This window comes from Nonomuraea sp. NPDC050691 (assembly GCF_040654455.1).
Classification (GTDB): Bacteria; Actinomycetota; Actinomycetes; order Streptosporangiales; family Streptosporangiaceae; genus Nonomuraea.
Map to the genome: position 1 here is coordinate 1 of NZ_JBFAIA010000213.1, position 12,991 is coordinate 12,991.

Annotated in this window: 14 protein-coding genes and 3 pseudogenes; 9 read left to right on the forward strand and 8 right to left on the reverse strand. The window is 68.8% G+C overall.

Features of this window, described 5'->3' with window-relative positions; genetic code table 11:
• From AB0H81_RS39755 to AB0H81_RS39770, 4 genes and pseudogenes are all read right to left on the reverse strand, one after another.
• Positions 1-618: pseudogene (locus AB0H81_RS39755) on the reverse strand (adenylyl cyclase); the annotation flags it as partial.
• Positions 619-1,098: 480 nt separating this feature from the next.
• The gene (locus AB0H81_RS39760; RefSeq protein ID WP_358386101.1) at positions 1,099-1,455 is read right to left on the reverse strand and encodes a hypothetical protein; all 357 of its coding nucleotides are present in this window, start codon (positions 1,453-1,455) and stop codon (positions 1,099-1,101) included.
• A gap of 285 nt (positions 1,456-1,740) precedes the next feature.
• Positions 1,741-2,640, reverse strand: coding sequence for a recombinase family protein (locus tag AB0H81_RS39765; RefSeq protein ID WP_358386068.1), 900 nt, complete (start codon positions 2,638-2,640; stop codon positions 1,741-1,743).
• A gap of 149 nt (positions 2,641-2,789) precedes the next feature.
• Positions 2,790-2,990: a hypothetical protein gene (locus AB0H81_RS39770; protein WP_358386070.1), complete on the reverse strand. Its 201-nt coding sequence runs from the start codon at positions 2,988-2,990 to the stop codon at positions 2,790-2,792.
• A gap of 193 nt (positions 2,991-3,183) precedes the next feature.
• On the opposite strand from AB0H81_RS39770, the gene AB0H81_RS39775 reads away from it, so the two are divergent.
• Both AB0H81_RS39775 and AB0H81_RS39780 read left to right on the forward strand, forming a co-directional pair.
• Positions 3,184-3,828, forward strand: coding sequence for a carbonic anhydrase (locus AB0H81_RS39775; protein ID WP_358386073.1), 645 nt, complete (start codon positions 3,184-3,186; stop codon positions 3,826-3,828).
• A gap of 99 nt (positions 3,829-3,927) precedes the next feature.
• Positions 3,928-4,920, forward strand: coding sequence for an L-threonylcarbamoyladenylate synthase (locus AB0H81_RS39780; protein ID WP_358386076.1), 993 nt, complete (start codon positions 3,928-3,930; stop codon positions 4,918-4,920).
• A 53-nt stretch (positions 4,921-4,973) separates the two neighbouring features.
• On the opposite strand, the gene AB0H81_RS39785 is transcribed toward AB0H81_RS39780, so the two are convergent.
• Positions 4,974-5,168, reverse strand: a complete 195-nt coding sequence (locus tag AB0H81_RS39785; protein WP_358386079.1) for a hypothetical protein — start codon at positions 5,166-5,168, stop codon at positions 4,974-4,976.
• Between the two features lie 11 nt (positions 5,169-5,179).
• On the opposite strand from AB0H81_RS39785, the pseudogene AB0H81_RS39790 reads away from it, so the two are divergent.
• Positions 5,180-5,341: pseudogene (locus AB0H81_RS39790) on the forward strand (hypothetical protein); the annotation flags it as partial.
• 58 nt (positions 5,342-5,399) lie between these two features.
• Complete coding sequence (locus AB0H81_RS39795) at positions 5,400-5,612, forward strand: hypothetical protein (protein WP_358386081.1); 213 nt, start codon at positions 5,400-5,402, stop codon at positions 5,610-5,612.
• Positions 5,613-5,703: 91 nt separating this feature from the next.
• Here the strand turns inward: AB0H81_RS39795 and AB0H81_RS39800 are convergent, their stop codons facing one another.
• A complete protein-coding gene (locus AB0H81_RS39800; RefSeq protein WP_358386083.1) occupies positions 5,704-7,062 on the reverse strand; it encodes a recombinase family protein in 1,359 nt (452 codons plus the stop codon).
• Positions 7,063-7,335: 273 nt separating this feature from the next.
• Here AB0H81_RS39800 and AB0H81_RS39805 point away from each other — a divergent pair, with 273 nt between their 5' ends.
• The 3 genes from AB0H81_RS39805 to AB0H81_RS39815 all read left to right on the forward strand — a co-directional run bounded on the left by AB0H81_RS39805 (position 7,336) and on the right by AB0H81_RS39815 (position 10,417).
• Positions 7,336-7,605: a hypothetical protein gene (locus AB0H81_RS39805; protein ID WP_358386086.1), complete on the forward strand. Its 270-nt coding sequence runs from the start codon at positions 7,336-7,338 to the stop codon at positions 7,603-7,605.
• Positions 7,606-8,321: 716 nt separating this feature from the next.
• Positions 8,322-8,489, forward strand: a complete 168-nt coding sequence (locus AB0H81_RS39810; protein ID WP_358386088.1) for a hypothetical protein — start codon at positions 8,322-8,324, stop codon at positions 8,487-8,489.
• Between the two features lie 8 nt (positions 8,490-8,497).
• Positions 8,498-10,417: a hypothetical protein gene (locus tag AB0H81_RS39815; RefSeq protein WP_358386090.1), complete on the forward strand. Its 1,920-nt coding sequence runs from the start codon at positions 8,498-8,500 to the stop codon at positions 10,415-10,417.
• Positions 10,418-10,509: 92 nt separating this feature from the next.
• Here AB0H81_RS39815 and AB0H81_RS39820 read toward each other — a convergent pair whose 3' ends face one another.
• Positions 10,510-10,977, reverse strand: a complete 468-nt coding sequence (locus tag AB0H81_RS39820; protein WP_358386092.1) for a hypothetical protein — start codon at positions 10,975-10,977, stop codon at positions 10,510-10,512.
• Positions 10,978-11,281: 304 nt separating this feature from the next.
• Here AB0H81_RS39820 and AB0H81_RS39825 point away from each other — a divergent pair, with 304 nt between their 5' ends.
• Positions 11,282-11,431: a hypothetical protein gene (locus tag AB0H81_RS39825; protein ID WP_358386095.1), complete on the forward strand. Its 150-nt coding sequence runs from the start codon at positions 11,282-11,284 to the stop codon at positions 11,429-11,431.
• A gap of 421 nt (positions 11,432-11,852) precedes the next feature.
• Here the strand turns inward: AB0H81_RS39825 and AB0H81_RS39830 are convergent, their stop codons facing one another.
• Positions 11,853-12,119: a WGxxGxxG family protein gene (locus AB0H81_RS39830; protein ID WP_358386098.1), complete on the reverse strand. Its 267-nt coding sequence runs from the start codon at positions 12,117-12,119 to the stop codon at positions 11,853-11,855.
• A 666-nt stretch (positions 12,120-12,785) separates the two neighbouring features.
• Between AB0H81_RS39830 and AB0H81_RS39835 the strand changes: the two are divergent.
• Positions 12,786-12,991, forward strand: a pseudogene (locus AB0H81_RS39835) (hypothetical protein); the annotation flags it as partial.

Sequence of the window (12,991 nt, forward strand, 5' to 3'; positions counted from 1 at the left end):
CTGCGGGCCGGCGGTGCAGTAGTCCATCAGCGACAGGGTTCCACCGCTGATGTTGAGACGGCGCAGGGACACCGCCTGGGAGACGGCCCAGAAGTTCGCCGAGGCCCGGCAGCCGTCCTGGCCGGTCGCGTTGACGTTGATCGACAGGTTGGACAGGGTGCGCCAGAAGTTGACGAGCGCGAGGCAGTTGCTGGTGCCGCCGTCGGCCAGGCAGCGGTTGTAGACCTCGACCTTGCCGTTGATGACGACGTCGGTGGGCGAGGCGCCTAGGCCGGCGATCTCGGTGTAGTAGCCGACCTTGATCTGCAGCGGGTGCTCCGCGGTGCCGTACGTGCCGGGCTTGAACAGGTAGGCGTGGCGCGTGGTGCCCATCTCGTTGTCGACCTGAGCGGTGTGCGCCGCGTCGAGGGTCGCCTGGATGTCGCTGACCGGCATGCTGGGATCGAAGACGGTGACGTTCGCCCCGAGATCAGGGGCGCCGGGGGCCGGCGATGCGGCGGTGGCGGCTGGCGTTCCCGCCGTCATGAGGGCGGTCGCCAGCACGAGACCGAACGCTAACGCCCGGCCGACCGGTGCCCGCCTGGTGAGACTCCCGTCGCCGGGAGGCTGGGTCTTCATGTGGTTGTCCTTTCCGCTGCATGTGCAGCGCTCCATGGACAAGAGACATCGGGGTGGAGGAGATCCTTCGACGCGCGGCGGGAAGCCGCCGGACCGTGAGAGAGCGTTCTCGGTGCCGATGGCATCTCACCTCATGTCTCGGCTCCCGGTTCGGGAACCGCTCGACATGCCGTCCAGTTCTAGGGAAACCGCTTCCGGAACCGATTCCGCAACCGGTGACGAAATCGGTTCCGGAACCGGTTTCCGAGCTGTTTCGCGAAGTTAACCATGGTAAGTTCGGGGCGGTCAACAGCGTGGCGATCGATCTGGCGCCATCACACCTGGGTCCAAGGCAGGGCCTGCTGAGCCTGGGCGTGGCCACCAAGCCCTAGGCCGAAACGATGCTCGAGGCCGCCCAGTCCGCCGCGCGCGAGCACAACTACGACCTGCTATTCATCGAAGTCGGCACCCCGGAAGCCATTACGGTGGTGAGTCACGCGCTCAGTGCTCACGTCCGTGTCTTCGCCGTTCCTGTTCGTCGTAGTCGCGCAGCATGCGCAAGACGGTGGCGGGTGAGGCGCGCCCACCTTTCTTCTTGCCGTGGGTGATGACGAGGCGGGCGGCGATCTCGCGGAGACTGAGGTCTTGGTCGCGCAGGTGCAGGGCCATGGACAGCATGGCGGGGTCGGTGACAGTGGCGCCGCCGATTGCCTTGCCGTTCTTGCGTGCGGACTCGTGGCCTACCAGGGTGCGGTCGCCAATGTATTCGCGTTCCATCCCCGACAGGCCGGCCAGCACGGTGAACACCACGCCGGACGGGTCATGGCTGCCTTGGAGTTCGCTGGTGAGGAACTGCAGGTCGACGTCGCAGGCGCGCGAACGCCGAGGTGCCGCTCCAGCTCATCATGGGCAACACCCGGCACAAGAACCCGCGCACCGCCATGCGCTACGTCAAACCCGGTGCCTAGGCCATCGCGGCCGTCACCACCCACCTCGCGGCGCCCCGCCGTGCTCACTGACCAGCTCCTTTCCGTGGAGAGAAGCGGCCACTGCCCCTTTCAGGCGTTCTGCCCCCCGTACAAAGAGATCGGTCGCCGCCCGGCGCCTACCGCCTGGCCCCATGCGGCGACCGAGACGAGATCCTCATGGCATTGACGTCCCTGTGATCTCCGCGGCCGTCTCATCACCAGCCAGCGCCCGATAGACGCTGGCGAGCGACGGGTGCTTGCCTTTGTTCTTGCCGGTCGGGATGACCAGTTTGCGGGCGATGTCCGGCACGGCCACGCCGCGGGCCCGCAACGAGCGGGCATAAACGATCATGTCGTCGTCGAATACCTTCGGCCGCCCGCCATGGCGGCCGCGCTCCCGGGCGGCCGCCTGGCCTTCCAAGGACTTTTCCCGCACGTACTCCCGCTCGGACTCGGCCATCCCGGCGAAGAAGGCGAACAACGCCGCGCCGTGCCCGGAAGGGTTGTAAATGCCCTGCAACGGACCGGTCAGCAGCTCGAGCTCAATGTCGTGATAGCGCAGCTCTTCGGCGATGGCGAGCAACTCGGCGGCACCGCGGCCCAGGCGCTTCATCTCGGTTACCGTGAAGATCACCCGCTGGTGCGGCACTGCCTTCTTGATGGTGCGCGCATAGTCCATCGCCTTGGCGAACTCCGGTCGCACCTTGACCCGCGTGCTGATCTTCTCAGAGAAGATCGGATCGCAACCGGCCTCGCGCAAGGCGTCGAGCTGACTCTGCGGCTCCTGCTGCGCGGTGCTGCAGCGGGCATAGCCAACGCGAGTTGGCTTTGCCGCACCTGTCGGAACCGCTGCCTCCACCACCGGCCCCGGCTGCCATGCTCGGCCGGGCCCGCGCTCGGCCGGGGTGCGCACCTCGAGCTCGGTGCGCAGCTGCGGCACCAGCAGGAAGCGCGGCGTGTGGTACTTCGGCGCCACCTTGCCGCCCCGGGTCCGGCAGGCACTGCCGGCTGGCGCCTCGCACATTGGGCAATCAAATCGTTCGACAGCGGCGGCCGGGTCCGTGAGCTCGGTCATATCGCAAAACCTATCGCGGGCGGTGTTCTGATAAGGCAGTTTTGCGAGAGGTTTTGATAACGAAGATCTAGGACAAGCCGGGCACGCGACAACCGATGATCGCTGTGCTCAGAACTGTCCATTTCTGATAACACGCACGGCCACAAGAACTACGCAGAGTTACATTGCGTTCTATCGCACCGACCCGAGCGGTGGGCCGCATGGTGCTGCAACATGAGCTGGCTGGCAGTGGTGCTGGTGACCGTGACCAGCCGTTCGAGTTCCTCCGCCGAGGCCACATAGACCGGTGTTGTCCTTGCCGGCAGGAAGGCGTAGGCGTTGATCAAGTAGAACGGCTCGAGCGTGATCACCAGCCCAAGGATCGGCCGCCCCGCAGGCCTGATGTGAGCGTAAGCCTCATGCTCGTTCGACCCCCTGCTGAAGGAGGTCGATTTCACCGACGTCGAGCTGGCCGCGTGATCTCCGAGGCGTTGGCACCGTTGGCGAACGTTCTGGCGGGGCGTCTGCGCGGAGCCGGTTCATCGGTCCCGGTAGCCTGCGGTCATGACCGAGATGCTGACGCTGACGCCCGATGATGCCTTGGCGATGCTGCTGGAGGGCAACCAGCGGTTCGTCGCCGGCGCGCCGGAGCACCCGAACCAGGACGCCGCGCGCCGCGCCGAGACGGCGCCGGCGCAGAGCCCGTTCGCGGTGCTGTTCGGGTGCTCCGATTCCCGGCTGGCCGCCGAGATCATCTTCGACCGGGGGTTGGGTGATCTGTTCGTGGTCCGCACGGCCGGGCACGTGGCCGGCACCGAGGTGCTGGGCAGCATCGAGTTCGGGGTGAGCGTGCTGGGCTGCCCGCTGGTGGTGGTCTTGGGCCATGAGTCGTGCGGGGCCATCGCGGCGGCCTGCGCCGCTGCCGACGGCGGCAGCACCCCCGCCGGGTTCGTGCGTGACGTGGTCGAGCGGGTGATGCCGAGCGTGCTGGCGGCCCGCGCCGCCGGACACGATCAGGGCGAGCAGATCCTGCATGAGCACATCCGGCACAGCGTCGAGCTGCTGCTGGAGCGCTCCCGGGTTCTGGCCGAGCGGGTGGCCGATGGCCGCCTGGCGGTCGTGGGGCTGTCGTATCGGCTGGCCGACGGCAGTGCGCGGCTGGTCGCTGCGCATGGCTTGAGCGGGACGGCCGTCTCAACACACGCCTGAATACAGTGGAACCCCGCCGCTGGGCCGTCTGCCTCGCCGTAGGAGCGGCCTCATCCTGCGCGGAAGGGGGCGGTAGATAACAGTGGGAGGATTGCGAGGGTGACGGTAAGACCTGGCGACATCGACAGGGTGGACATCGACAGGGCGGCCGGGGTGCTGCGCGGTGGAGGTCTGGTGGCCTTCCCTACCGAGACCGTCTACGGGCTGGGCGCCAACGCCGCCGACGGTGCCGCCGCCGCGCGCGTCTTCCAGGTTAAGGGGCGTCCGCCCTCCCATCCGCTGATCGTGCATCTCGACGGCGCGGAGCAGCTGGGCGACTGGGCCGAGGACATGCCCGCCGCCGCGCGGCTGCTGGCCGAGCGGTTCTGGCCGGGGCCGTTGACGCTGGTGCTGCGGCGCGGCCGCCGGGTGCCGCTGGAGACGACTGGCGGCCTGGAGACGGTGGCGGTGCGGGTGCCCGCCCATCCTGTCGCGCTTGCACTGCTGTCCGCCTTCGGCGGCGGCATCGCGGCCCCGTCGGCCAACCGCTTCGGCTCGGTCAGTCCCACCACTGCTGACCACGTCCGCGCCGAGCTCGGTGACGCCGTCGAGGTTGTGCTGGACGGCGGGCCCTGTCAGGTCGGCGTTGAGTCGACCATCGTCGACGCCACGGGCGACATCTTAAGTGTGCTGAGGCCAGGCGGGGTGACGCGCGAAGACCTCGAAGCGGCGCTGGGTCGCCCGCTCGCGGTCCCCGCAACGAGCCCGATCCGGGTGCCGGGCCAGCATCCCTCGCACTACGCGCCGCAAGCGCGGGTCGTCCTGGTCGAGCCCGAGCAGGTGGTCGCCGAAGCGGAACGCGCGCAGGAGTCCGGCCACCAGGTGGGCGTCCTGCTTCCTTCTACCTTCGCCAGTGCCGAGGTGAAAGCGCACGCCGTGGTGGCGCTGCCCGCGTCGATGCCCGTCTACGCGCGCGAGCTGTATGCCTTCCTGCGCGAGCTCGACCAGCAAGGCTGCGACCTCATCGTCGCATCCCTACCGCCGGAGCAGGGGCTAGGAGCCGCGATCGCCAACCGGCTGCGCCGCGCCGCCGGGCCCCGGCTCTCCGAGTGACCAGCACCGATGCCGGTCACGCCGCCGCATGGCAGCTGTCCCGACGCGGAGGACTACGGCCTGTGCAGCGCTCCTTCCAGGCTCGCCACGGCGTCGACCACGTCAGGGAAGGTGTCAATGAACGCATCGACATGATAGGCGGCGAAGTCGTGGCCCAGACGATCGCCGGGCTGGAGACCCGGTTCGCCGAACGACGGCAAGCTGACCGGGGCATCTTCGCCCTTGCTCACCGCGCGGGCAGGGGTCAAGGATGGTGGCTATGAACGCCGATGGCGACGACAGGTCCGGCGAGCGGTTCACCGTCTCGATCGGGCTGCACGAGGACTTCATCGTTGCGCGCGCCGTCGGCGAGCTCGATTACGCCTCGGCCGGGCTGCTGCACCAGCGGCTCACGGAAGCCTGGGCGACGACGCGGTCGGCCGGGCTGGTGCTGGACCTGGGCGGGCTGACGTTCTGCGACTCCAAGGGGCATCGACGTCTTGGTGATGCTGCTGCGCCAGAGCCGCGACCAGCAGGCCGCCCTGGTGCTGTCGCCTCTACCGGCCCATCTGGAGCGCGTCTTGGCCATGACGGGCGTGCGGGCCGCGTTGCGGGTGGCGGCGTCGGTGGAGGAGGCCATCCAGGCCGTGCAGGCATCATCGCCGCGGCGGACCGGGATGCCGCAGGCGCCCGGCGAGGCCCGTGCAGGCTGACCACCCGCCGGGCCCGGTGGAGCGCCAGGGTGTATGGCGAGGGCCTCCCGGCCGGCGGTCGGCACGGGAGGCCCTTCGTTGGCCTACAGGCTCAGCGGACGGTGAAGTCCGGGTCATGCCAGAAGGCGATCGCAATCGCTGCCGCGGTCCGGGTGCGCCAGCAGCCGTCGGCCGGGCTGCGGTCCGGATCATCGGCAAGCGGTTCGATCGGGACCGGGTTGTATGAGCGGCTGGCCGGGTCGCCGGCGGTGGCCTCCCATGCCTGCCGGTGCCGGGTCATCCGGATCACCGTCCCAGCCACGTCCCCCGTGGGGCTGACGACCCTCCAGCGGTGCTGGTCGAGGTCCGCCTGGGTCTGGGTCAGCCGCCAGCCGGGCGCGCCGTCCAGCGGCACGTCGGCGTGCGAGGTCGCCGCGCGGCGGCGCTGGTCGAAGTCGGCAGCCAGGGCGGTCAGCGCCTTGATCTTCGACCGGTAGTTACCGCGGGCGTCCGCCCCGGCGGTCACGGGAAGGTGGCGGGCGTTGCGGGCGGTCCACCCGCTGCCCGGCCAAGCCGGGGCCACGCTGCCGACCCGGGGCTCCCGCCGCCACCACAGCACGTCACGCTCGTCCGTTGCCCAGTCCGGCCCGAGCCGGGATTCGCTGCGAAGGCGGCGCGGTTGCTCGTCGGCTTCCTGCCGGTCATCAGCGGGCGCGACGTCGCTCACGCCGCCGTCAGGCTCGCGTTCGCCGGCGGCGTCCTTGCTTGCCGTGCCGTCCGTGCCGGGGGAGTGCTGCGCGTGGGGCTGGTCGACCAGCGCGGCCGCCACGGCGGTGCCGGCGGTGGGCGGGTCGTCGTCTTCCAGGGCGCGGTACAGCGTGGAGCGCCCCACACCGAGCTCGCGCGCGATCTGGGCAACCGACTGACCGCGCTGGCGCCGGGCCCGGGCCATGGCAAGCACGTCGTCGGTGACCGCGACCGGGCGGCCGCCGACCCGGCCGGCGGCGCGGGCGGCGTCCAGGCCCTCCAGGGTGCGCTCGGAGATGAGGTCGCGTTCCATCTCGGCGGCCATCGCGGCGACCAGGAACAGCATCTTGTCGGCGATACTCTGCCCGGCGGGGCGGTGGATCCCGGCGCAGATGCCGGTCAGGATGTGCAGGTTGATGCCGCGCGGCGCGAGCTCGTCTTCGAGGAAGACCAGCAGCTCCTTGACGCTGCGGGCGACTCGGTCAGGCTTGGTGATGACCAGCGTGTCGCCAGCCTTCATCGACGCCAGGGCGGCCTGCAGCTTGGGACGGTCCTTGCGGCGGGTCGAGATGGTCTCCTCGACGATCTCTCGACAGTCGGCCGCGTTCAGCAGCTCCAGCTGCGCGGCGTTGTCCTGACCCCGGGTGGAGACCCGGGCATAGCCGACGCGGATCGCGTTGGCGACCGACTCGGCTGTCGCCGATGGCGTGGGGGTGGCGTCCACCCCTCTACTGTCCCGAAAACGATCCCGAAACTCAAGGACTGGGAGCGACGTTAAGGGACGGGTTTCGGGACGATCGTTCCTGCGGAAACGCGATCACCGGGACGGCGGCGGGAACCCGTCCCCCATTTTCGGGACGACCCTTGGCGCTCCTTTCTCCAGCGAGAGGGATAACGATTCGGGCCGATCTCTAGCGAGCGATGACGAGGTGGCCACGCTGGGAGAGTGAGCTCATCGGCTTCTCCCTCCTCCGGCCGCGGGCGTCGCTGGCCGTGGGTGCTGATCAGGGCGGTACTCCTCGTCTCGCTGGTGCTCGTGGTGATCGGGCTGCTCGGCTTCCTGGTCGACCCCCTGCGTCTACCTGAGCAGCTCCTGGACGTCCTGGATAAACGGGCCAGCGTGATCAGCATGGGCGTGGGCATGCTGGGTCTGCTGCTGGCCGGTCTCACCTTGTGGCTGCAGGTCCGCTCGCCGGCTTCCCCAGAGGCCGGCGAGTCTGCCGGTCCGTCATCGTCGGGGGCAGGCGATCTTCGACAACGCTCCTGATGCGGCCGCGGTACAGCCGCTGCTGCCGCCCGCCGGCCCCGGGCACGTGCTGATCACCAGCCGCGCCGGCGCCTGGCCCGCCCAGCACAGCCTGGAGCTGTGGCGCGGTAGGTCGCCACTCGGTTCGGAACGTGTTCCGGACGCGACTTGATCTTGCTTGTGATGGACGAGGTTGATGACATGGTGGATGCGGGCACCAGAGGTGCTCGCTGCCTCTACATCGCGGCCCGTCCGGTCTTTCTCCTGAGCACGGCGTGGATCGTTCAGAGGTGATGGAGAGGGCTCCTGTTACCGGCGGGAGCCCTCTTCGCGTAGTGGGGCGCTGCCGGCACGCCGTTCGGGACGCTGTTCAGGAACACGGCGGAGCCGTGCCGACGGCGTTCGGGAGCGTGTGGCTCTGGTCGGATCTGGTTGCCGACAAGCCGTCGCCGCAAGGTGAGCGTTCGGCCGGATCCATCCGAAAGAGTGACGACGAATCCCGATCGCTCCGATATTTCGAACCCTCTTGATTGCTTCAGCCGCTTGGAGCCACGCTTCGGCTACCCACTGCGCCCGCTGGCCGGTAACCGGCGGCGCACGACGAAATACCGTGCTCAGGAGAGGACAAAGAAGATGAAATTGGCGTTAATTCACTATCGTCTCATCGCCGGCAGAAAATGAGCGATCAGGCATCGCTGCCCGCTCCCGGGCTCCTGCGCCCCGCCCATCGTATCGTCGTGCTGGTGATCGTCCTGGGCATCGTCATCGCCTTGCAGGCGTCCGGGCACAGCAGCACCGAGGCTATCGGTCTGGTCCTGGCGGCGGGCGCGGTCGCAGCACAGCTCACCACCTGGCTGAGCGGTCAGGGGTCAGTGCGGCAGGCCGGGAACGAAGGGCGAGAGTAATGCCCCACATGCCCGACCCGAGCCAATTCACCACCGCCGCCGAATTCCAGCAAGGCCTGCGCGCCTTGGTCGCCCAGGCGGGGTTGACTCCCCGTCAGATCGCCATGCTGTCGGACGGTCATATCGCGCCGACGACCGTGTGGACCAATCACCGCAGAGACAACGAACTGGCGACACGACACGCCGTGGAGCACATCGTCAGGGCCTGCGTCACAGCGCGCATCAGAGCAGGCGCTGCCGACGCCGACGCCGACGCCGAGGCTGAGGCAGGGGCAGGGGTAGAGGAGACGGTGCTGGTGTGGCTCAGGGCTCACGACCGCCTTCGGCGAGGGCCTGCCGCCGGCCCTGTGGAAGAGCCGGCACTGACGGTGCGAGGCCGTCTCAGGGCCTGGTGGCGGACGGCCATCGCTCGCCCGTGGCATGCTCTGCCCCGCCGGACCCAGTGGCTTGCAGCGATCACCGCCGTGCTCCTGGTCGCCGGAGGCGTGACGGGCCGGGCCGCCGCCTCCTACGACAGCCACTGCGGCACCTTTGACTCGGCCCTGGTACGTGCACCCGATGGGCAGTGTGCGGGAGCGACAGACGCGCGAGACCACACCAACGTCTTCGGCTCTCGGCTGCAGCCGATCATGGAACTGCTGGCTGCGGAGAACGCCAAGGCGATGGACGCCGGCCCCGGCCGCTACGTCACCGTCGCGTTCATGGGGCTGCTCACCTCCCCGGACCCGCGGATCGTCCACCAACTGGAGGGCGCCTACCCCGCCCAGGTCGAGGCGAACGCCGTCGATGAATATCCCAGGATCGGGCTGGTGGTGGCCAACCAAGGCGCCGAGGGGACGCACTGGAAGGAGGCCGTCACCGCGTTGCTGACGATGCTCGACGAGCCCGATCGCCTGCTCGCGGTGGCCGGGCTGGGGGTGAGCCGGCACGAAAGCGTGCAGGCGGCTCGGGAGCTGGCCCGCCACGACATCCCCCTGATCGGGGACATCATCACCGCCAACGGCTTCAACACCACCGGCGCGATCGACGGCAAGGGGCCCATCCCCGGGCTCGTCCGGGTAAGTCCCAACACCACCAGCCAGCTGAACGCGATCAGCAAGTGGCTACGCGCACAGCCGGCGCTGAAGACCGCCGTCCTGGTCAGGGCGTCTGTCACCCACACCGGCAGCGACGGCCACTACACAACGTCGCTGGCCCAAGCGTTCGAGACCAACCCCGCTCTGGGCGGTTACTGGCGGGCCGGCCAGCGCTTGACGTTCGCCTTCGACCCCCGCGCCGGGTCGGCGACGCTGAAGACCATCACCGACATCATGTGCGGCGAGGTCGTACCCCACATGGTGTTCTACGCAGCACGCCAGGACTCCCTGCCCACCTTCTTGACGATGCTTCGGCAACGGCCCTGCCACACCACGCCCATCACAGTCGTGACCGGCTCGGATGCCGCCGCGCTCCGCGGCAAGGACGTCACCGCGCAGCTGAACGACCCGGACGCCCCGATTCAGATCGTCTACGCCCCCCTGGCCGATCCTGGCCAGCTCGACAGCCCGGCAAACCCCCACCGCAGCCTCTACCAGGCCTTCCGAAGCGCCTTCACCCGCTCCTTCCCCGCCAAAGATCTGGACACGGGCTGGGCCATCACCGCTCACGACGCGGTGACCACCGCGATCACCGCCATCCGCCGGGCCACCGAGCGTGGCGGGACGCCCGATCCCGCGCTTCCCAAGCTGTTCGCCGTACGGGATCAACTCAAGCTGTTCATCTCCAGCAACGCCATCTGCGGCGCCAGCGGCATCTTCCGCATCGACCCCGACACCGGCGACAGGATTTACGACAACACCCACCCCCTGACAGCAATCCGCCTCCCCGAGGCCACACCAGCTCCGCAACAACCGACACCCCTACCGTCCAAGGCCTCAAAGGGGCCATGACCTGGGAACGGCGGAACAGCGCCATCTCGCAAGCGAGACACAGGGGCTCAGCCGCTCAGCTGAGCCCCTCTGTCCCGCATCGTTATCGCGGGCTAGCTAGATGTCGCACACGCCGTCCTGGTCGGCGTCGGCAGGGTCGTCCGCTGCCTCAGGGGCGGCCTGGTCGAGACGCTCGAGCGGCCGCAGTACCACAGCATGACGGCCAGCACCACAGGTCTGAAGACGATTTCGCCCCAGGAGGCGCCGGCCGCCCACTGCGCCAGCACGCCAAGGGCGATCATCCCCCAGGCGGCGGCGATCGTCTTGCTGGCGCGGTAGCCCTCCCGCCAGTTCTGCCCGGCCTGCAGCGCAAGCCCGACCGGGGCCAGGGCCAGCACGAGCACGCTCAGCCAGGCGAAGAACGCCGGCAGGTTGAGCCCTTGCGGGGATCCGGCCCACGCCAGCAGGTCGGTCAGCGAGAGCATCACCAGCAAGACCGTGCCCAGCACGACCAGCAGGGCCTCGGCGCTGTGCCGCACCCGCCGCGCCCACCTCGACTCGATCGGCGGCTTCTCACTCACCGGCAAGGCTCCTCTCACGACGCTGCCGATCCTCGAGAAGGTCGCCAGCAGGCGGGGGATAGGGCTCGATCGCGACGCTACGCCGCCTTGCGGCCCTGTTCCAGCGTGGACGATCTGGCGCAGGCGGCGTGATCAACAACCATGTGGGGCGCGGGCCGGGCGGCAAGGTCTGCGCGTTCGGACGTCGCGATCCTCACCCACGGGGGCGGACCAAGTACGGGGGAAAGGGGCAGGTAGCCGCTGATCCCTTGGTCAGGCGCGGGCACGCTCACCTTCGACGACAGCTTGTCGGCGTTCACGTTCCGTGCCGGGCGCCAGCGGGCCCGGACGACAGCGAGCGACGCTCGGCGCGCTGGCGGCGCTGGATGGGCACCGCCACGCCTACCGGGTGCTGCGCACGGCGGTGAGCGACATGCGCGACATCAAGATCCGCCGCCGGCGCCGCCCGGTCTGAGGTCAGCCGGGCGCGTTCGCCCGCCCGGAGTTCCCGGCCTCGCACGCGCGCGTAGACCTGTCGGGAAAGTCCGGAAATCCGGTGCCGGGGCCTTCCTTGGTGAGGGACCTGATGCTCGCGCGCGCGTGCGCGACCCTGGCAGGCGGATCACAGCAGCAGGTTGAGGACGACCGTCAGCAGAACCGACAGCAGAATCGATACAAGGATCATCGTCAGGCACCCGGCCCAGCCGCCGAGGACCCTGACATCCCAGTTTCCGAGTCTCATGGGGCGCCTCTACCCGGGCGGCCGATCGTTAGGGTTGCCTGCCGGTCACTTCGCAGGCAGCGCCCAGGATCACTTCTCCGCCTTACTCTGAGCGATGTTGTACCCCTGTACCGGCAGGCCCCCGACCATGAGGGCCGAGGGCCTTCCCCGATGTCTATGGGCGCGGAGGAGTGCCGTAGTCCTGTCGGGCCCTGGTGTGCTCAGGGCGCTTGCGCATCCCAGCGAGGCCCAACAGGCCGAGCAGGCCCAGCAGACCCCACAGGCCGCCTTTGCCGCCGCCGTCTGTGTCGGCGTTGTTCTGCGGCGCGGGTGTGACCTGGCTGTGCGCCGCCGGCGCGACAGGCGAGTCGGCCGATGCTGTGGCGGCAGGCACGAGCGTCAAGAAGAACGCTAGGCCGAGCCCGGTAAGGGTGTTGCGCATGGAGTTCCCCCGATCCAGCGGCTCCCGGGAATCGCAAGCCGCCTGGTCTGTCTTCCTCAGCGGAAGGCTTTCGGTGAGGTGCTATGCATTTCCCCTGCTAGACGGCCAGATACCACCGGCTGCCGGCAGCAAACACCTTCTCCTCGGGGTTACTGAACGGAACGCGGGCGTCCCGTGATTGTGAGCCATCCGAGACGCCGGCTTCCGGGCGAGGTGGTCAACGGGTTGCTATCTGCTACCTACCTGGTCAGTGTGCTAGTGAGGGTGCTTCCGGAAGCAGGCCAGGACATTGGCCGACGGCGCGGCTCGCCGGCCCAGTCCGACCGTCGCGCAAACGATGACCGTTTCTGGCACTGCCGGAGCCTTTGCGCACGTTCTGCCTGCGATGCCCCGTCAAGCAGGTCGTCCATCTGGTGCTCGGCTCCTGAGGAGCCGTTGCGGCCGAAGTCGACAGCGTCCGGGGTGAAGAGCGGCTTGCCCGTATAGCCACCGAATCTTGGCGCGTCCCTCCCCGACGGCTCCGGTGTCGGCAAACGACGACACGCCGACCGACAAGTACGCCATTGACGACATATGAACCCTTTGCGGCGTTTTCAGGGGTTTCTCGGTGGCTCCGGTGGGGCGAGGGCAGGCGGGAGTGAACGCCGAACCTCACAAGGGGGCACCGTGAGCGAGTTCTACACAGACCGCGACAACGACAGGTATGCCGATCCGATCCCGACCGGTACGCAGTCGAGCACGCAATCGTCCGGACAGACGACAGCTCAGCAGGCACGTCAGGCCACACAGCGGGTGGCGGGCACCGCCAAGGACCAGGCGCAGAGCGTGGCGGGAGAGGCCAAGGACCAGACCAGGCAGGTGCTCGGAAAGAT